The organism is Vibrio sp. B172a (assembly GCF_030248355.1).
Classification (GTDB): domain Bacteria; phylum Pseudomonadota; class Gammaproteobacteria; order Enterobacterales; family Vibrionaceae; genus Vibrio; species Vibrio owensii.
Window position 1 is genome coordinate 222,608 of record NZ_JAHGAC010000001.1, and the last position, 20,397, is coordinate 243,004.

At 45.0% G+C, this 20,397-nt stretch carries 15 protein-coding genes; 8 read left to right on the forward strand and 7 right to left on the reverse strand.

Features of this window, described 5'->3' with window-relative positions; all coding sequences use genetic code 11:
• Positions 1-103: 103 nt before the first annotated feature.
• Complete coding sequence (locus KIT90_RS00880) at positions 104-1,294, reverse strand: multidrug effflux MFS transporter (RefSeq protein ID WP_054822129.1); 1,191 nt, start codon at positions 1,292-1,294, stop codon at positions 104-106.
• A gap of 111 nt (positions 1,295-1,405) precedes the next feature.
• Between KIT90_RS00880 and KIT90_RS00885 the strand changes: the two genes are divergently transcribed.
• Entirely contained in the window at positions 1,406-2,293 is an 888-nt protein-coding gene (locus KIT90_RS00885; RefSeq protein ID WP_020194793.1) for a LysR family transcriptional regulator, read from the forward strand.
• A 187-nt stretch (positions 2,294-2,480) separates the two neighbouring features.
• Here the strand turns inward: KIT90_RS00885 and fhuB are convergent, their stop codons facing one another.
• From fhuB to KIT90_RS00905, 4 genes are all read right to left on the reverse strand, one after another.
• Positions 2,481-4,475: a Fe(3+)-hydroxamate ABC transporter permease FhuB gene (gene fhuB, locus KIT90_RS00890; protein ID WP_285374481.1), complete on the reverse strand. Its 1,995-nt coding sequence runs from the start codon at positions 4,473-4,475 to the stop codon at positions 2,481-2,483.
• Positions 4,475-5,428, reverse strand: a complete 954-nt coding sequence (locus KIT90_RS00895) for an iron-siderophore ABC transporter substrate-binding protein (RefSeq protein WP_285374482.1) — start codon at positions 5,426-5,428, stop codon at positions 4,475-4,477. Before KIT90_RS00895 ends, fhuB begins: the two co-directional genes overlap by 1 nt.
• Before the next feature lie 91 nt (positions 5,429-5,519).
• The gene (locus KIT90_RS00900; RefSeq protein ID WP_285374483.1) at positions 5,520-7,643 is read right to left on the reverse strand and encodes a TonB-dependent siderophore receptor; all 2,124 of its coding nucleotides are present in this window, start codon (positions 7,641-7,643) and stop codon (positions 5,520-5,522) included.
• Between the two features lie 207 nt (positions 7,644-7,850).
• Positions 7,851-8,759 carry an AraC family transcriptional regulator gene (locus KIT90_RS00905; RefSeq protein WP_285374914.1) on the reverse strand — a complete coding sequence of 303 codons (909 nt, stop codon included), beginning with the start codon at positions 8,757-8,759 and terminating at the stop codon, positions 7,851-7,853.
• A 219-nt stretch (positions 8,760-8,978) separates the two neighbouring features.
• Between KIT90_RS00905 and KIT90_RS00910 the strand changes: the two genes are divergently transcribed.
• The 3 genes from KIT90_RS00910 to KIT90_RS00920 all read left to right on the forward strand — a co-directional run bounded on the left by KIT90_RS00910 (position 8,979) and on the right by KIT90_RS00920 (position 12,688).
• Positions 8,979-9,737 carry a siderophore ferric iron reductase gene (locus KIT90_RS00910; protein WP_285374485.1) on the forward strand — a complete coding sequence of 253 codons (759 nt, stop codon included), beginning with the start codon at positions 8,979-8,981 and terminating at the stop codon, positions 9,735-9,737.
• 79 nt (positions 9,738-9,816) lie between these two features.
• A complete protein-coding gene (locus KIT90_RS00915; RefSeq protein WP_285374486.1) occupies positions 9,817-10,602 on the forward strand; it encodes an ABC transporter ATP-binding protein in 786 nt (261 codons plus the stop codon).
• Positions 10,603-10,867: 265 nt separating this feature from the next.
• Positions 10,868-12,688 (forward strand): bifunctional diguanylate cyclase/phosphodiesterase, encoded by a 1,821-nt coding sequence (locus KIT90_RS00920; RefSeq protein WP_045483422.1) that lies wholly within the window; start codon positions 10,868-10,870, stop codon positions 12,686-12,688.
• A gap of 35 nt (positions 12,689-12,723) precedes the next feature.
• On the opposite strand, the gene KIT90_RS00925 is transcribed toward KIT90_RS00920, so the two are convergent.
• Both KIT90_RS00925 and KIT90_RS00930 read right to left on the reverse strand, forming a co-directional pair.
• Positions 12,724-14,010, reverse strand: a complete 1,287-nt coding sequence (locus KIT90_RS00925) for a peptidoglycan DD-metalloendopeptidase family protein (RefSeq protein ID WP_285374488.1) — start codon at positions 14,008-14,010, stop codon at positions 12,724-12,726.
• 123 nt (positions 14,011-14,133) lie between these two features.
• On the reverse strand, positions 14,134-14,763 hold the full coding sequence (locus tag KIT90_RS00930) for a hypothetical protein (protein ID WP_285374489.1): 630 nt from the start codon (positions 14,761-14,763) through the stop codon (positions 14,134-14,136).
• Between the two features lie 149 nt (positions 14,764-14,912).
• Here KIT90_RS00930 and KIT90_RS00935 point away from each other — a divergent pair, with 149 nt between their 5' ends.
• From KIT90_RS00935 to KIT90_RS00950, 4 genes are all read left to right on the forward strand, one after another.
• A complete protein-coding gene (locus KIT90_RS00935) occupies positions 14,913-15,314 on the forward strand; it encodes a GFA family protein (RefSeq protein ID WP_009706175.1) in 402 nt (133 codons plus the stop codon).
• Positions 15,315-15,508: 194 nt separating this feature from the next.
• Positions 15,509-16,180, forward strand: a complete 672-nt coding sequence (locus KIT90_RS00940) for a YoaK family protein (RefSeq protein ID WP_005435539.1) — start codon at positions 15,509-15,511, stop codon at positions 16,178-16,180.
• Positions 16,181-16,651: 471 nt separating this feature from the next.
• Positions 16,652-18,016, forward strand: coding sequence for a YjiH family protein (locus KIT90_RS00945; RefSeq protein WP_005435537.1), 1,365 nt, complete (start codon positions 16,652-16,654; stop codon positions 18,014-18,016).
• Positions 18,017-18,483: 467 nt separating this feature from the next.
• Positions 18,484-20,355, forward strand: coding sequence for a methyl-accepting chemotaxis protein (locus KIT90_RS00950; protein WP_285374492.1), 1,872 nt, complete (start codon positions 18,484-18,486; stop codon positions 20,353-20,355).
• Positions 20,356-20,397 lie beyond the last annotated feature (42 nt).

Sequence of the window (20,397 nt, forward strand, 5' to 3'; positions counted from 1 at the left end):
CGGGTGTTGTCGAACGCTCACTTCCATAAGCCAAGTGTAGGAACGACACAATAATTGGTTGCGCATTTTAGAGAGGAGCTTAAACGCTTGCAACCAGATTTAACTATGAACGTTCCGGTTGAACCAAGCCATTTGAAGGCGTACGAAACTGCCCGAGCAGCAGAACAACGCAAGAAATAACGGCGACTAAAACGTAGAACACACCTAATTGATGTTGAGTTGTTACCCAACTTTCAACGAGGTAACCACCAAACAAACCTGCCAAACACATCTGGATAGATCCTGACAAAGCAGACACAGCGCCGGCTTGCTGCTTGTGTGGAGACAATAAGAGGCTAATTGACACAGGAAAAGACATCCCCTGTGCAAAGCTCAAGCAAGTGAACGCCACCAATAACGACACAACGTTAAACGGCAAACAAAGTAACATAACGCCAGAAGCCGCGACGATGACAAAGCTCATCAGTAAAATCTGCTGTTCTTTATAGCGCGAGTTGATGAAGTTGAGCACCAAACTGCCCATCAATAAGCCAGCCGAAGGCACGATCATTAGTGTTCCGTAATCTGCAGCGGTTAATCCAAGCTCTTGTTGCATCAAAAATGGATAAAGAGACAAAGTAACCAAAGCAGATAAGTAGCTAAGCCAGTTGTAGCTTGCGCTGCCAATCACTTGTTTATTGGTTAGTAATTCAAGGTAGTTCAGCATTACACGTTTTGGTTCAAAGCGTCGCTTGGGATACGGCAATGTTTCATGCAACACAGCAAAGCCCAATGTAAAAATCGCTAACAGATAAACAAGCACGAACACAAAAACCGCATGCCAACTGATGTGATAGGCAATCCAACCACCAAACAAAGGAGCGACTATCGGCATCACGGACGCTGTGACCGATATGTAAGAAAGCGCTTTGGTTAACTGCGGCCCATCGTAACTATCACGCAAGACGGAGCGTCCAAGCACGGAGGCACTACCCGCCCCAAGTCCCTGCAACAAGCGTCCGGCTTCAAGGGCAACAATATGATCAGCAAACACAATACAAATGACCGTACCAATCAAGTAGACGCTCTGCCCCAAGAGAAACACCGGTCTTCGTCCAATGGCATCCGATAAAGGCCCATAAAACAGCTGCGAAACACCGAAACCAACAAGGAAAAGAGTCACTAGGTTTTGAACGGTATGCTGTTGCAAAGCGAGGTCATGACTGATCAGAGGCAAAGAGGGAAGATAAATGCTGACGCCTACTTGACCAGTCGCGATGATCATCATCGCCAATAATAATGGTGTTTTACGCAATATACCCTCCTTACAACATGACAGTTTCACGACAGACAGTGTATATTTGTTACTCAAAGATGATAATCAACCAAAATGGAAAGGGATTATTTCCCCTGAGGATGGAATTGAATGGATTGGATACAGAGTGTTAATAGCTACATTCGCGTTGTTGAAGAAGGCAGTTTCAATGCAGCAGCACGTAAACTCAATACCACCAGCTCCGCCATCAGCAAACGTATCCAATGGTTGGAAGATAAGATCGGCGTCCAATTACTAAAACGAACGACGCGCTCCATTAGCCAAACCGAGGCAGGCGCTTTGTTTTACGAGCGCGCTAAAGTGCAACTCGACTCTTGGCAGTCCGTACTCGACGAAACCCGTTCCGTTAACCAATCTCCTGCAGGGCTCCTCAAAATTGGCGCTACGCTGGCCGTTGGCTCTAAATTCTTGGTGCATTACCTTGATGACTTTCTGGAAAAATACCCAGACATAAAGCTGCAGTTGATCACAACCCTACCCGGTCAAATACCTGAACTCAGTTTAGATTTGTTCATCAGCCGAGAGTTAGAGCAGTTGAATTCGCTTAGTTTTAAAGCCAGCCCTTTGTTCGAACACAAGGCCCAGTTTTATGCGGCGCCGAGTTACCTAGAGAAACATGGCACACCACAAAGTGTTGAAGAACTGTCACAACATAACGTTTTGATTTGGGGAGAAAAACCCGTAAGAGAAATCAAGACTAATCGTGGGAAACGCATTAGTCTTTCAGGGAATTTCGCCACCACTAATCCAGAAGCTCTGTTTCACGGCGCAAAACGGGGCATGGGCATCTTGCTATCAAACAACGTGATGATAAAAGAAGACCTGAGATCTGGGGCTTTAGTGCCGATTCTTCCAGACATCACAGCTGATGAAGCTACCGTTTATGCGTATTACCCTAAGCTCGATTACCAACACACTCGAACTCAACTCTTCTTGGACTACTTAAAGAGTCGTTTAGAAGAAGAAAAGCGCGCTTAATCTGATTACGCTTTGGTTGCAAAAGCACTGGGGAATCACAAGCGTGCGTTGGTCTTTCTCGAGTGCTTTTGAGTGATAGATAAGAAGTTATCACTTTCCTCACTCTAAAAGAGCCAACGCACCAAATCATACTAAGAACAAGGTTCGCTGATATTTGATGACAAAAACCTTCAACCTACTCACAAGCCTACGAATTTCGGGATTTCAGCAGCAAGAAGATGAAGTAGCTGCCACCGATAATAGAAACCAACGTGCCTGCCGCAAGCTGAGCTGGGAAAACAACCACTTGTCCTAACCAGTCGGCGAACAACATTAGTGCCGCACCAATCAAAAACGATAAGATGATCTGTTCTCGAACCAAGCGCGCACCAACCATCGCTGCAATATGTGGGGCCAGTAACCCGACAAAAGCAACCGGCCCCATGGTGGTTGTCACCATCGAACATAAAATCGCGACAATGCACAACAGAGCGACATAGGCGATGCTGATGTTCAACCCTCTTGCACTGGCAAACTGACGACCAGTAGCAATTAATGTCACCCAACGGCTCAACAGTAAAGCAACGCCAATACAAACGGTTATCACGATAGCCATGATCGTTGCCGCATCAGGTTCAACACGATAAGTAGAGCCAGCTAACCAAGCCAACAAGGTGTACTTCCCTTCCCCTACTCGCGTTAAAGAAAATTGTACTAAAGCCTCCAACACTGCGGTCAGCGAGATACCCGTCAGGATAAGAATCGAGGGTGCAAACTGATGCTTCTTACCAAGGAACAACAGCAAACACAGTGCAATAGCGCTGCCTAAAAAAGCAATCCACGGGCTTAGTGAATGAATCGAGTATCCCATAAACAGGCTACTGAAAATCAATGCTAAAACAGCACCCGCCGATACACCGAGGATGTCTGGGCTAGCAAGTGGGTTATAAACCAACCGTTGTAAAATCACACCAGCAACAGCAAGACCCCCACCAGCAAATATCGCAGTTAACATCCTAGGCCAGCGGATTGACCATTCAAACGCGTCTGGAATTGCAAAGTAGCCCATATCAGACGCTGGTTGTGACAATGTACTTAACGCCAGCAAACCGAAGATCATGATGAACAACAAGAAATAAGCCAAAGATGAGATAGACCTCGGACCTTTCGGCATAGAGAAAAACATTTGATCTTGGGCAGACATCTGTTTGCGGGCAATAATGATCAAAGCCGGAGCCCCAATCACCGCGGTTGCCGTTCCTGTTGGAATCATATCCAAAGACCATTGAGCTAAGAATATAGCCAGACTGTCGGTCACACAGAGTAATAGTGCGCCTAACGCACAGCTTGCAATGAGTTCTGATTTCGCCTTTAAAAAGCCCAAGTGCCTCGCAATATTTGGGGCAATCAAACCAATAAAGCTGATAACACCCACCGAGGTAATCGACACTGAAACCAACCACACGCCGATTGCCATTAGCACGAAAAAGGTTGTACCTATGTTAAGGCCACGCGCAGCCGCTCCTTCCGTACCAATCGAAAGCAACGTCAAAACCCTCGGTGCCAACAGAAAAATAGCAAAGATTGGCAGTAACTTAGGCATTAACCAAAGCACTTGTTCCCAACCGTTTTGCCCAAGATCGCCAGCTCCCCATACAAACAGGTTTTGTGCGTACTGGTCGTTAAGTAAGATAATCGCGGTCGCAAATGCGCCTAACAGTAAGTTAACCGCCATACCCGCCAAAACAATTGGCAAGCCACTCATGTTTTTGATGCCAACAATGGATACAATTAGCCCCATTGCAAGCAAAGCCCCGACCAGCGCAAACCAAACTGAATACTGAGCCACCAACATCGGCGCGACCACATTTAGAATGACCAGACCAAGCCATGCACCTGACGATGTACCTAAGGTAAGCGGAGACATCATGCGATTCTGTGTTAGCTGTTGAAACAGGCTACCTATCGTGCCGAGTGTTCCACCAACCAAAATCGCCATTACCAGACGAGGTAAGTTTACATAGGCTAGCGCCATCAACTCGAATGAATCATCGACCATTCGTTCGAACGAAGCGGTGTCGCTAATCTGTGAGATTTGCCGGAACAACTCATCAACGGGACCAAATTCAGACTGACCTAACCATAAATGAACAGAGGCGGCGAGCAATAACACCGCCCCCATCATCAAACCACCGAATCTCATTACTGCTCCGCGAGCTTCAACAACGATTGCGCCATAGCTTCAGCGTTATACAAAATCGACATCGCCCCGCCGTAACTCCAACTTGCGTCTACTGGGCTAAATTGGCCATTACGCACGAAAGGCATACTCTTCCAAATTGGGGACTGATTTAACTTGTCTTGGTATGGGAAAGGTTCGAAGTAAAGTGCAATGCCATTCTTCACCTTCTTAAGCTCAGTCATACGCTTTTGACTGATCCCCCACTGACTCGCAGGAAGATCCATTGCATTTTCAAAGCCTAACTGCTCAAGCGCATATTGCGGGATCGAGTTATCACCGTAAATGTATACCGAAGTGGTGCTGGCAAAACGGAATGAAGTAACTTTCGGTTTGTCACCTGGATACGCCTTGGCCAACTCAGCCTTTAGAACAGCAATACGCGCATCCATCGAAGCCAGTTTATTGTTCGCTTGTTCTTCTTTGCCAAGCAATTGAGCTATCTTCTTAAAGTTCTCGATAGCCGCCGCCGCGTTGCTATGCTGCTCACTATAAGTTTGGTAATAAAATACTGGCGCAATTTCAGAGAGTCGCTCTTGCAGATCTTTCTGAGGCGAAGCAATAAGGATCACATCAGGGTTAAGCTTCTTAAGTGCAGAAAAGTTAGGCTCTGTTCGAGTACCAATATCCGCCACACCTTTTGGAATCGCAGGTTGCACAACCCAATCACTGTACCCTGCAATATCAGGCACCGCGATCGGTGTTACGCCTAGTTCGATCACTTGCTCTGCTATATCCCAGTTCAGTGCCGCCACTCTAACGGGTTGAGCTTGAATAGTCTTAACACCTTCACTATCTTCGACTTGGTAATCTGCCATTGCATTAAATGATAAAGCGCTCGCTAAAACAGACAGAGTGAGTTTTGTATTCAAATTTTTTGCTTTAGAAAAATGGGAAGCGATTGATTTTAAGCTCATATATTTGCCTACTTAATCTAAATTCGATATTTGTTCAAACGACAAAAGCAGCCGAATTAAGGCTGCTTTAGTAGTGATATTCCTAACCTAGTTAGAACTCATAGTTCACACTAAGCTCGACAGATTGCTCTGCACCGAACCAACAGTTCGATTGGTCATAACACGCGTAATACTCTTCGTTGAAAATATTGTTCACGGCTAGGTTCGCTGTTGCACCAGATAGCGCATCACTGGCTGCCCCTAAGTCGTAACCTACAGACAAATCAACCACCGTGTAAGACGGAACTTTACCTTGTGTATTACTCGCATCCATTTGCATTTCACCAACGTAACGAGCACCTACGCTGAATCGAGAGCCCGCTAGCATGCCGTTAAACACGTTGTAGTTTGCCCACATGTTAGCTGTGTGTTCAGGTACATAAATTGGCGTCGTACCTTCTAAACCATTGTTAGAATCTTCAGTAATTTCCATGTCAACATACGTGTATGCTGCGGTAATATCGAAGTTCTCCGTCGCGAACCAACGTCCTGATAGCTCTGCACCTTGCGATACCACTTCACCCACTTGGATTCTTGGGCCATAAACGTTGGTTGGATCTGTCATCAACATGTCTTCTTTCACAATATGGAATAGAGAAACCGTTGCTTCTTTCGACATATCGTCAGACAGGTATTTCACACCAATCTCTGCTTGCTGTGCTGTCTCTGGGTCAAACTCATTACCAGCTTTATCAACACCCGGCGCTGGTTCAAAGCTCGTCGCGTAACTAGCAAAAGGTGCTAACCCATTGTCAAACTGATACAGAGCCCCTAAGCGGTAAGTAAACTGTTTATGATCAGATTCATGCGCGTAGTAATCACTCTCTGATTTGTAATGGTCAAATCGTGCGCCAGCAATCAGTACTAATGCATCTAAACGGATTTGGTCTTGCAGGTAAAAGCCCAGTTGGCTTGATGTTGTGTCATCTAGATATTCACCCGTTTTAGTTACATCGCTACGATCTAACAGATCATTATTAGGGTTCAATGGATCAAAGCTATTAAAGCCACTGCCATTCGCAATGTAAGACGAGTAGTTAACATTACCGTCTAAGTCTTGGTAATCTAGACCAAGCAATAGATTGTGTTCGACAGACCCAACATTTATGATGCCGCTCAACTGGTTATCAATAACAAAGCCTTTGAAGCTCTCATCCGTTGAATACAAATAACGATCCAGCTGGTTTGGCGTGCTTGGGTCGTAACTCACATGATAAGTGTTCTCTTGGTATAGAGACGCATCGGTGTAACGAGCATTCTGTAAGAATGTCCATTTATCATTGAAGTCATGGTTAATCTTATAACCAACCATCAACACTTCACGTTCCAATGTATTCCAATTCTTATCACCCATCGAAACGGATGGATCGCTTACTTTCAGAACATCTAATGGCATTGCCGAGTTAATGCCCATTGAAGGATCTTTTTGGTAGTAAAGGTTAAAGTTAACTAATGTACTGTCAGTTGCTTGCCAATCCACTGAGGGAGCAATTAGGTATCGCTCTTCTTCTGCATTATCAACTTGGCTATCTTGTTTACGAGCAAGCGCGATCAAACGGTAAGAAAAATCACTGTCGCCAAACTGACCAGTGGTATCGATAGAAGCTTCCTGTAAATTACGTGATCCCGTCGCAACGCCAACCTTAGTAGATTGCTCTGTTTGCGGGGCTTTCGCGATCATATTCACCATACCACCCGGTGGCATTGCACCATAAAGTACAGAAGTTGGTCCTTTAAAGATCTCGACTTGCTGCATTGCAATCGGGTCAATCTGTGGTTGTAGGTTCCAACCATTTAAGAATTGAAGCGAAAGACCATCGTAGTAGTTAACGTTGTTGGTCGCAAAACCACGGATAGAGTACGAATCAAACATGGCTACCGAACTACCACGGTTTTCAGTTACAACACCCGGTGCATAACGAAGGGCTTGATTCAAAGATTGAACACCTCGTTGCTCTAACTGTTCTTCATCAATAACGGTAATACCTTGAGGCGTTTCTTCTGGCTCAAGCGCCGACTTAGTTGCAGTATTACGATAAGCTTTTCCTAAAACAGTGATAGTTTCTATGTTCGAATCTGTCGCTGTAACAGCTTCTTCTGCTAAAGCCTGTGTGGAAAATGCAGTCAACAACGCAACTGCCAGTGATGAATACTTAAAACGAACGTGAGTGGTCATGATTCCCTCGGTACCAATGCTTAACTTAAATAGTAATAAATCTCATTTGCATTGTATGTATCTATAAAAGGGATAATTAACAATTTGGTGCAAATTCCAAAAGAACTTGGCCAATTTTGAGAAGAGTTAGGTCAATTGATGATTAAAAATACAATTAACCTTATTGATTGAGAGGCTTTGCAGGGAGTACGCAGGAAGAAGATATGACTACGATTTAATAATAGGCACCCAGTATTCCATTACGGCATCTGCGGCATTAGATTTATAGGCTGATGGGTACACTTCAAGTTCGTAACCGTCGACACCTCGATAACCAGATTTCGGCAACCAATTAAGTACGAACCAACTCAGAGTGTATCGAAGATTCTCAATCGGGCCACAGTGTTTAACTACTGCGTAGGTTTGTTTAGGAACGGATAAGACCTCTAATTTATCAGAGATAATGCTTGGCAATTGAGGGATTGAGATTTCGTCTTTAAGTTCGACCCCAGCCCAATAGCGGATATTCGTACCATCAAAACTCGATTGAGTAAGGTCGACAACGCCAATAGACTGAAAGACATTCTCGTCTGGAAGCGTCACTTCTCCTTCTAAACGCGACCACAGTTGAGGGACTTTCTGGGCAAAATCTTGCGTTAATGAAAACAAACCACTGATTTCCGAGGTAATCCCCTTAACCAAGAAAGGTTCTCTCTCATCGATACGCACATTAACAAAACTTAGCGCGCCCTTTTCTTCAGCGCTTACCGTTTCAGACACTTGTATCGGCTTTCTTAACCCTACTCTTTTCCCCGCCTTCCTGTACTGACTAGGGCTTGCCCCAAACATCTGCTTAAACGAACGGCTAAAACTAATTTCTGAATTGAATCCGAGCCCAAGCGCGATATCGATCACTCGCTCCTTGCTGTCCAACAATTCTTCAGCCGCTTGGCTTAACTTAAGCTCTCTCACGTAGTTTGCAACAGTAAGTCCGGTTTCAGCTTGAAACACTCTTTGCAGTTGCCATCGTGACCAGCAACTCTGCTTCGCAATATCTTCTAATGATAGTGTCGAGCTGAGGTTCGCATGGATATAAGCCAAAACACGGCTGATACGGTCAAATGCAGGTGTGTTCATAGTCAAGCAATTAAATTCCCGGTAGTGGTCATAACGTATTAGATGTCAGAGATACTTTTATCATTTAAAGGCGCTTTTATCACTTAAAAATGGCTAAAGCGCACCCAATTCATCCTTCCCTCTCATTGCAATTTCGCCGAGGATATGCCCCATTTTGTATGGTTATCATCGAAAAGGTTCGCTATGATAACGCAACTAATTCTCATTTAATGGTTTAAGATGCTTTCCCAGCTGCACAATGTTTTCACTCGTCGGAGAGCCCCTTCTCTACACCAAAAAATCTTCGCTTACTCTAAACAAATTACGCCTTATCTTAGCGGAAGTTATGGTTCTCTGAGCAGCAAAAGTATCGCTATTACGAATGATAAAAGCCATATCGAAATCAAGCGCGTATACGATGGCCTTGCAAAGAATCAACCAGAAGCGGGGAAAGCCTACTGGTTAACACGAACTTGGGACCTAGTATGCTGGCAACCTGTCTATGTCACTTTTGTTTCAATATACGGCCTTCATTCGCTGCCCGATATCAAGAATATTGGTCAATTTAGGTACAAAGAGTTCGTCACAGGGTACCGCTTCTTCAATGGTGACCATCAGCACGGCACACCAGAAGAGTTAATCCCACACGCTGGTAAAGCCATACTTGAACTCACTGAGTTTTTCCGCGTTCAGATTAGTGAGTGGACACGCATCCGCCCGGGCTTTACCAACCATTTACTCGCGGATCTATTATTGGGTTGTTTAATCAAACTGCAACAGCGCGAGCAAAGCCTGACCAATGAGTATATAACCGAGCAAGCGAAACTATGGTTAGCGGCATGCCAACTGCCAGATAGTCATTTAGACAGCCTCAAAATCGACGATACTTCGGGATTGCTTAAGCTCGTTAGGGTCAGCTGCTGCTTAGTCTATAAGTGTGACTCTGGGAAATATTGTGACGATTGTCCTAGGCATCCAGACAACAAGAAGAGCGCTTAACACCACCATCTAATTTCAAAGGCCAGTAAAGGTGCATTTGCTTTTATCAAGTGACTTTGTTGGTCGAGGCTATACTGACATGTTTCAACTTTCAAACATCAAAATCGTTCGTGAAGAGCGAACCATTCTCTCAATTGACGAGCTTTCCATTCCAACGAATGAACTCACCGTGATTCTTGGTCACAACGGTTCAGGAAAATCGACATTGGTTAACTTGCTCTCAGGGCAAATGGCACCGGACCACGGTACGGTAGAGTTAAATGGTGCTTCTCTCTCCTCTTTCAAAAGCAGAAACCTAGCCAAGAAGATCGCGTATCTACCGCAAAAGCTCCCAGCTTCTGCTGGCTTAACGGTAGAGGAACTGGTTCGTCTCGGGCGTTTTCCTTGGCGAGGCACCTTTGGTCTTTGGAACTCAGAAGATCAATCCATTATCCAACAAGCGATGGAAAGAACGGGCGTTGCTGACTTCTCGCAGGCACTAGCGGACGATTTGTCTGGTGGTGAACGCCAGCGAGCTTGGGTATCAATGTTGCTCGCTCAGCAGTCACCAGTATTAATCCTCGATGAGCCAACGTCAGCACTGGATGTTCATCACCAATTTCAACTGATGGGTTTGCTGTCTGAACTGAACAAAAAAGAAGATGTGGGTGTGATTGTCATCTTGCATGACTTGAACCTCGCACTGCGCTACGCGACACACATCGTTGCTTTAAAGAGAGGTCATATCGCATTTGAAGGTAACGCAGATAAGTTACTCGACGAACAAGCGTTGTCTGCACTGTATGAATCCCCTATCCGACTGATCGACCATCCTGTACCAGCCAACACCGCCGCAAGTGAAAAAGTCGCCGTCGTCTGTGAATAGCTTAGGAAACTCTCACAAAAGACCAACATAGCGCAGTCTCTAGTATCTAGTCACTACCAAGGAGACTGCCACTTTTGTGAGAGGTTGATTCAGCCCTTGCTAACCCATTAGTTGAAAAATGCCTTTCTTAAGCAATCAGAGTTTGAAAAATCACGTGAAGTAAACAATAGTTAACGTGATGCATATCGATTAAATGAGAAAAGATCGTGTAACAAAACCAACATAAACACGATATGGCAAAACACAACGTCGGGTGAAATGTTCAATGGATCATGAACAAAACAGTATCCAATTGCTTGATGAGATTCTAAAACTTAACGGTAGTGCATTACTCGATAGAGTAACGCTGGAGCTCCATCAACAATTTCAAAGCTACTGCACATGTGTAGTCGAAATAGCGCACCTACAGCACTGTGCCGTAACCCTTTCCAATTCTAGTGGTGGCACCATTGCTGACAACATGAGTTACGGATTAGAAGGGACACCTTGCGAAAAGGTAGCACAAGACATCGGTGAGATTATTTTCTATCAAGATGAGGTCTACCGTCTCTACCCTAAAGATCAGCTATTCCAAGATGCTGGCATTCAAGCTTACATCGGCCTTCCACTGAAGACACACAATGGGGAAGTGCTTGGTATCTTACTTTCGACCTTTCCTCGCGCCATCAATGAGCAAGAGGCAAAGGAGATCATCTTCTATCACCGTTTCTTGTCCAACGTGATCATCCACAGCTTAAGAGAGAAGTGGATCAGCGAACGTTCAGACAAACTGCTTAACCAGCTGAGTTATGAAGTCTCGCATGACAACCTCACAGGCTTACTCAATCGCAGTTGTTTGGCAGACACGCTAGAAACACTCACACAACAAGCTACGCGCCCTTTTAGTCTCGCCTATTTGGATATCGATAATTTCAAATCGATTAACGACATTAACGGTAACTACATTGGCGACCAAATTATCAAATTCACCGCCAATGCGATTCAGCAGAGCTTAACGTCACCAAATAACGCGTTCCGTGTTGCAGGCGACGAGTTTGCCTTCATCACTTATGACGAAGACCCTGTCGCGGTTTGTCAGGAAATTCTAGATAAGATTGAAGCGGGTTATTCAGACAAATCCAACCGTATTTCCTTTACGGTCAGCATTGGTATTGCTCGTGCTCCTGTCCATATGCTCAACAGTGACGACTTAATTCTCAATGCAAGCCTTGCGCTCAAAGACTGTAAAAAGCACCGAGATACACGCATACAGCACTACGACACCCATTTAAGTGCGCTCTATCATCGCCAAACACAGTTGATTGAAGCACTGCGCGAACAACTGCGTTTGAGTATCGATGAAAACGAAGAGCTATACGTCGTCGTTCAACCGATTGTGGACATCACCAGTGATCGCTGGGATTACTTTGAAATCCTAGCGCGATGGAACAGCAGCGTTTACGGCAGTGTCTCTCCCGTAGAGTTTATTGAAGCAGCCGAACAATCCGGGTTGATCATAGAGCTGGGCGAACGAATTGTTGAACTGGCTTGCCGTGCGAAACAAGATCTTGAACGACAGCTTGGCTACAAGGTGAAGCTTTCTATTAACTGTTCTGCACACGAACTGGTCGATTCAAACCGTTACATGAACTTTTTGACGCGTATTTTAGAGAAATACGATCACCAAGCGACTGACTTTGTTATTGAGCTCACCGAAACGGTTTTATTGTCGCAAAGTGGCCGCGAGCAGATGGTTCTGAACTCACTTCGTTATCTCGGGTTTAAAGTTGCACTGGATGATTTCGGTACGGGTTATTCGAGTTTGAACTACATCCATAACTATCCTATCGACAGTATTAAAATTGATGCCACCTTTGTGAGAAATATGTTGGCGAATACCACGTCAGAACAAGTGGTGCTGCTCATTGCTCAATTAGCACAACTGTTAGAAGTCGATTTGATTGCGGAAGGGGTTGAAGACGACAGAGCCTTACAGAAACTGATAGAGATGGGTTGCCATCACATCCAAGGCTACTTCTATTCGAGGCCACACAACGTCAATGAACTGATAAGTATCATCAACGAAAAACAAGTGAAAAGCGCATAAAAAAGACCAAACAATGTTTGGTCTTTTTTTGTATTTTATAAAACTGCTTTTTCTTTGTCTTTCAGCAGTTTGTCCATCTCGTCTCGATTAGCAACAAAGCTTGCCATTTCCTTCTTAGGCACTGAACTCGCCATAGGAATATTGGCACGCATTGCGTTCACCGGACGACCGTATTCGATCAACTCATAGTGAAGGTGCGGACCTGTCACACGCCCTGTTTTACCAGATAGACCAATACGTTGACCACGAGAGACCTTTTGGCCTTTCTTCACGAGGATCTTGCTAAGGTGCAGGTAACGCGTTTTGTACTTGCTACCGTGCTCAATCACCACGTAGTTGCCCGCATATGGGTGTTTACGTGTCATGATAACAGTACCGTCACCGGTCGCTTCTACTGGTGTACCAACAGGCACAGCCCAATCCGTACCGTTGTGCGGTGCAACACGACCTGTTACAGGGTGAAGACGTGTCGGATTAAAGCCAGAGCTGATACGCCAACTACGACTGACAGGATAACGTTGGAAGGCACGCTGTAGGCTTTCGCCTTTCGCGTTATAGAATTGACCATCGGTATGAAGATAAGCGGTAACTTCACGACCACGGTTATAAATTTTGATTGCTTCTATTTCGTTCTTGCCAGTTGGTACGCCATCAATGCTTTGAGATCGGCGAACCACTTCGAATCGGTCACCAGCACGTAAATCTTTACCGAAGTTCACTTGCTCTTTTAGCAGGTTAACTACTTGGCTAATTTCAGCTGAGCTCAAGCCTAAGCGATTTGCAGATGACGAGAAACTGCCTCGAATCACACCAACCAATGGTTCTTGTTTCCACACACCTGGGATTGAGATGTCTGAGAAATCGTAGCTGCCATCGTCATTACGGTGGTAAACCACTTTATCGGCAATGGAGAACTGAAGCTCCATCTTTTGTAGCTCACCTGTCGATTCATCACGCCAAAAACGCAATGTGTTGCCCGGTTTCAGGGTATCAAGAGCAAGGAAGTTCAAATCCGTTTCCATCACTTTCATCAACGAGCTGTAGCCGAAGCCCAGTTGGCTGAAAATGGTACTCAGGTTATCACCTGCTTGGATTTGGTATTCAAAATTGGGTGGAGTGACAACTTCTGCTGTTGTCGCATCAAGAATATTTTCGACAACCTGCGATTCGGGCAGGTTCAATGCGATGGTTTTGGTAAGGGAAGACTCTTTGAGAGAGTTGGAAACACCAATCGCAACTAATACTGGCAAGGAGTACAACAGTAGCGCTTTACGACTTGTCAGATTCGGCAACCGTCTTGTTGTAATTTCATTTGTAGACACGGGAATTACTATCTCCTTTATAACAAGGCTCATAGCTTATGCATTCCCGCATAAGAAATCACTATGAAATTACGAGATCTAGCGCAGAAAACACTTATTTTTTACAGAAGACAAAAAAATTCATTACTGTTGCATATGTAGGTTATTACCTACACGTTTAAGCGTCGTTGAATTCAATTGATTTGGTTGTTCTGCCATCGCTTGATCTTCGCCATGTTGAAGATAAGAAAGCGAAATTTGCGTATCACTTTCCCACTTCAAAGAAGACATCTGAATTCGATCACCAATGAAAACACTGTTCAATAGCACAACTCGGCTTGGCACTGCATCAAATTTAAACAACCCGATGTAATAAAACGCCCCTGAGCCTTGTGTGGTAACAATCACTGGCGCGACAATCCAAGGGGTTTCATTGATGTCGCGTTGAACAATAAACTCGGTAGGAACCAGCACTTCACCTCTGGTGCCACCAGCGTCATATTGACCTTTCAGGAAGCCGTTCTCTTTATCCCAATCTTCAAGAAATGTTACCGCTCCTTGTTCAGGAACTTGAACCGTCCACGGATTTCGTGACTGAATCCCCAGAACTTCGGCCACGATAGGATTAGATTGTGCCTGCGCTTGAGGAAACTTCGCCATAATTTCTTCATCGGACAGACTAAATCGATAAATGCCCGCAATGATCACCACGGCTAACAGGACGATTGGGATCAGTAGAATGAGAGGGATAGGTAGGATTCTCTTACGAGCCATGAAGACTTCCTTGTGTTCTTGTTCTCTTAATTATGTTCGGAGTATATACCAATTCACCCGTGAAGACCTCAACGCCTACTCGTTCAATTTGACTCAAGTGTTTCAAAATTAAACTAAACTGTTTGGTGGGCAACCAATAGGTAATAACGATGACAAAAATCACCCACACATGCGAGTGTGCCTGTGGCTTAGTCCAACTGCGTTGCACAGCGGAGCCCATTCGCACTTCTATCTGTCACTGCTTCGAATGCCAAAAGCGAACTGGCAGCGTATTCGGCGTTCAAGCTCGATTCAACAAAGACCAAGTCATCCTTGATGGTGAGGTCACCAGTTACATTCGCATTGCTGATTCAGGCAATCAAGTTCAATACGAGTTTTGCCCTGCGTGCGGCACAACCATGCGCTTGCTCTTGTCGGACGCACCAGATTACGCCGTGATTCCGATGGGTTTGTTTAACAATAAAGAGTTTTCAGAGCCAACGGTCTCTATTTACGAACAACGAAAACACGGCTGGGTAAGCTTTGATTGCACCATGGAACACATTGGTTAAGCAGAAGCAGCCACAACAATGACACAGCACTCAGCCTATCTACTTTCGATACGCCTATTTACCCTCGGTACGGACAGATCATTCAACAAAAGTTGAGACTTTATTGAGAATGATCAACCGCGTAATAGCAGAAGTACTTTCGTTCCGCGCCACGGGCGCTATAATCTGCTCCTAACATTTGGTGAGGTTTTATTGTGATTTCCAGACTTCCTCGTTGGGTGGAATATGGCGCGTTTTTGCTTGCTCTTCTCGCAGGCTGCGTCAATGCCGTGGGTCTTCTCGGCTTTCAACATCAAGCGATAACGCATCTTTCCGGAACCGTAACTCAGCTAGGGAACAGCTTACTAACAGGTGTGGACTCAACCATTCACCTGCTCTTTATTGTATTCAGCTTTTTAATAGGCTCTGCGTTTAGCGGATTCTTTATTGAAAGTAGTGCCCTCAAACTTGGCCGCCGTTACGGTGTTGCACTTTGTATTGAAGGCAGCTTGCTACTGCTGAGCTTAGGCTTTTTGGTACAAGGCAATGTTTATGGTCAGTACCTCGCTTCTGCCGCATGTGGTTTGCAGAACGCGATGATCACGACCTTCAGTGGCGCTGTGGTACGAACAACGCACATGACCGGCATCATTACCGACCTAGGTATTATGATTGGAGAGAGCTTACGTGGTCGTCAATTTGACCGACGTAAAGCCAAACTGTTCATCTTTATCTTTTTAGGTTTCTTGTTAGGTGGTACTGCTGGTGCGGCATTGTTTAACGTTTATGAACTGTATGCGTTGGCCTTCCCTGCGCTTCTGGCATTTGTTATTGCCATCGCATATTGGTGCTACTTGTACCTACTCAATCGTAATCAAACTGCCTAAATGTAATATGACGGTTTAAGCATTCGACTTAAGCCGTCACTCTTTTACTCTCTCACCTATCTCTTTCTGCTTTAAACGAATCTCTTCGATTGCTCTGATTCAGCTATTTGTTCTTTAATCCCTTAAAAGTTGTGCCACTACTGGGAGAAAACACCGCTTTCGCCTTGAGATCCGAATCACATTTGCTAGGCTTTTTATTGCTTTGGTCACACTGTGCCGTTTAACAAGCTGCTCAGAGGGGCTTGCGTGCTACAATTTTCTAACACGAGCAACAAATTCATATACAAGATTCTGGTTTTGATTCAATTGACCGAAAAAACGGCTGAATAACTAGATGTATTTAATGAATAGTATTGCAAAGGATACAGTTTGCGGGTAATCTCCGCACACTGTGATTAAATACGGATGTTTAGTGAATATTTATGTCATGGAATATGGCGAGTATTGACTAGTAGTAACACGAGACAAAAAATGCATAACAACACCAATGCTGCTGAAGCGCCTAAGGGCAACTTTTGGATGTTCTTCATCCCATCCCTGATCGGTCTTCTACTTTTCATGGCTCCAATCTCTTACGATGGCGGCCTGACAATCCCTGTTGCGGTAATGGCAAAAGTCATTCCTGCGGTTCTTGGCGATACTTTAATTGCGATCGTGACCGCTATTGTTGCTTTCATGGCTATAGCTTCTGTTCTGTGCAAAATTTTCAAGCCAGCAGCAATCCTACGTAATGGTTTCTTGAACGGCCTATTTAATCCTTCTCCACTTTGGTTAATGGTTCGCCTAATTGGTGGCGCAGCTGTACTGATGACTTTCTTCCAAGTGGGTCCAAAAGCAATTTGGGAAGAAAACACTGGTGGCCTTGTGCTTACTGGTCTTCTACCAACACTGTTTGCGGTATTTATTTTTGCAGGCTTATTACTGCCTCTACTACTTAACTTCGGTCTGCTAGAACTGTTCGGTGCACTTCTAAGTAAAGTAATGCGCCCTGTGTTCAACCTTCCTGGCCGTAGCGCTATCGACTGTATGGCTTCTTGGTTGGGCGATGGTAGTGTTGGTATCCTGCTAACCAGTAAGCAGTATGAAAACAACTTCTACACCCAGCGTGAAGCAGCGGTTGTAGGTACGACGTTCTCTGCGGTATCTATTACGTTCAGCTTGGTGGTACTTGCTCAGGTTCAATTAGAGCACCTATTCCTGCCTTTCTACGGCGCAATCTGTTTGGCAGGTGTTATCGCGGCGATCATCATCCCTCGCCTTCCACCATTGAGTTTAAAGAAAGACCGCTACATGGATGGCAGTGAGCCTAAGAAAGACGCAGACGCAGTACCTGCAGGTCACACAACTTTCTCTTGGGGTATGGATCTCGCACTAAAACGTGCTGGTCAAGTAACTTCAGTACGCTCAGTATTTAAAGAAGGCGTACACAACGCAATCGACATGGTCTTTGGCGTACTGCCAGTGGTTATGGGTCTTGGTACTGTTGCGCTGATCATTGCTGAATACACATCGGTATTTGAAATCCTAGGTCAGCCATTTATCCCTTACCTAGAATTGCTACAAATCCCAGAAGCAGCGGCAGCATCTCAAACTATCGTCGTTGGCTTTGCAGATATGTTCATCCCAGCGATCCTAGCGGCATCAATCGACAACGAGATGACTCGCTTCGTGATTGCAGCTATGTCAGTTACTCAGCTTATCTACATGTCAGAAGTGGGCGCACTGCTTCTAGGTAGTAAGATTCCAGTAAACATCGTAGAACTGTTCGTTATCTTCATTCTACGCACGCTGATTACGCTACCAGTTATTGCCGGTATAGCTCATTTGATTTTCTAAAATCATGCATCTTACAAAGGCTCCGCTCTGTCGGGGCCTTTTTTTTATCTACTGACTCGTTTTGCAATTTCCCGCCTGTTTTGTCACATCTCCCCTTATGTATTCAGCTTTCGAATAGCCTCACTTTAAACACATAAGTTATAAATATAACTTTAAATTCATTGATTTAAATTGCAGAAAACCAACAGCTCAGACTTGTTTCTATAAGGCTCAATGATACTATTCTTATGTTTTTAACAGTTTGATGACGAAGTTCAACAAATTAGATCAATCTCACAACTTTATAAAACAAGCGACTTTTTGTTCTCGTTTCGCCAACAAAAGTCGTAATTAGCCTTCAGGTTTCTGATAAATCTGTCGATAACAAAAATAACAAACACAATAATGTGTTCACTTCTGCCGAATGTGCCCGACAAAAAAGAGGTGCAAGCAGAGTAAACCAGCCGGGAGACTCGAGAGGGAAAAGTATGAAATTCAGACATAAGGTTGTCACCGCCTCTTCTATTTTGTTGCTTGTGACTGTGGCATTACTGTCGACACAACAAGTGATGACCATTCGTTCACAGATCGAAGAAAACATCGACACCAGCGTGAGTGAGATCCTATCCAGTGTGGGGAACACGGTAGAATCTGAAATGAACGCTAAAAAAGAACTCGCTCAATCCATGACCGAGATTCTTGAAATTAACCCAAGCGACCACGATTACGTTAAAGAAGTGCTAGAGAAGCCAATGCCAAAATCAAGCTTCTTGGCCATCGGTTATGCTTACGACAGCAACGGATTCGTGATTGAAAACGATGACGGTTGGGAAGCAGGCCCTGATTACGATCCTCGTGTTCGCCCTTGGTTTGTATCAGCAAAAGCAGAAAACAAACTTGTTGTCACCGACCCTTACGTGGATGTTTCTTCTAAGAAAGTGATCATCTCTATCGGTACACCAGTGCGTGAAGCTGGCCAGTTTTTAGCAGCCATGTTCTACGATATGGAGCTAACTACCCTTTCTGACTTGATCAACCAAGTAAACCTATTCGATGCTGGCTACTTGTTCCTAGTGACTGCGGATGGCACAACCATTGCGCACCCAGAAGCAAAATACAACGGCGAGAAGCTATCAAGCTACCTACCGCAAGTATCACTAACGTCTGGTGCTCAGCACATCGAGATGAATGGCGACAAATATATGGTCAGCCTAACGCACATCGCGAGCGAGAACTGGTATGTGGGCGCGGTTGTAGACGAGAGCATTGCTTATGCTGCGGTAGGTAAGCTGCGTAATAGCGCAATCATCTACTCATTGATTGCCGTTATTGCCTCTATCATCGCGCTGACTATCCTTATCCGTACCTTGATGCGCCCTCTTGATGAGCTAAACACAGCGATCCAAGCTGTAGCATCAGGCAAAGGCGATTTGACGCAACGTCTGGACACTAATACCGATCAAGAATTCTCTGAGCTAGCAAAAGGTTTCAATACCTTTATGGAGAACTTGCAGCATCAAATCATCGAATCGAAGAGCATTTCTGATCAGATCCTAAGTGGTACGCAAATCACCGCTGAAGGCGCTCGTGATTCAGCTTCTGCGATTCAAACTCAGCTGCAAGAACTTGAACAGCTCGCAACCGCAATGCACGAGATGTCAGTGACTGCGACAGAAGTTGCGAACAACGCACAAGGCGCGGCAAGTGCAGCGAAAGAAGCAGACGATGCAACGGTGCAAGGTTCTTCGATTGTGAATGAGTCTACAGAGACGATTAACCTGCTTTCAGACAGCATCGATCAAGCGGTTGAGGAAGTGCAAGGTCTTGAGTCAGCGACAGCAAACATCGAAACGATTCTAAAAGTAATCAACGACATAGCAGACCAAACCAACCTACTGGCACTGAACGCAGCAATCGAAGCAGCGCGTGCTGGTGAATCTGGTCGCGGCTTTGCAGTCGTAGCGGATGAAGTTCGCACTCTGGCGCAACGTACTCAAGAATCCACGACCGAAATCCGCAGCATGATCGAACAGCTTCAATCTGGTGCCTCTTCTGTGGCTAGCGCTATGCACCAAAGTAAAGGCAGCGCAGTAGAAGCGGTAGAGAAAGCAGAACACGCTAATGACGCCCTGCAACGTATTCGCGATGCGATCCAACGTATCTCTGACATGAACTTGCAGATAGCATCTGCTGCAGAAGAACAAAGCTTGGTAGCGGAAGAAATCAACAACAACACGGTTAACATTAAAGATCTGTCGACCCAAGTTGCTGATTCAGCGAACCGCACCAATGATGCAATGCAAGCACAGCATGAAGACGTTCGTAAGCAAGACGAGATTCTAAACCGCTTTACGGTCTAACTTCTCCTCTTTAACCCAGAACAAACTTCATCACCCAACAAG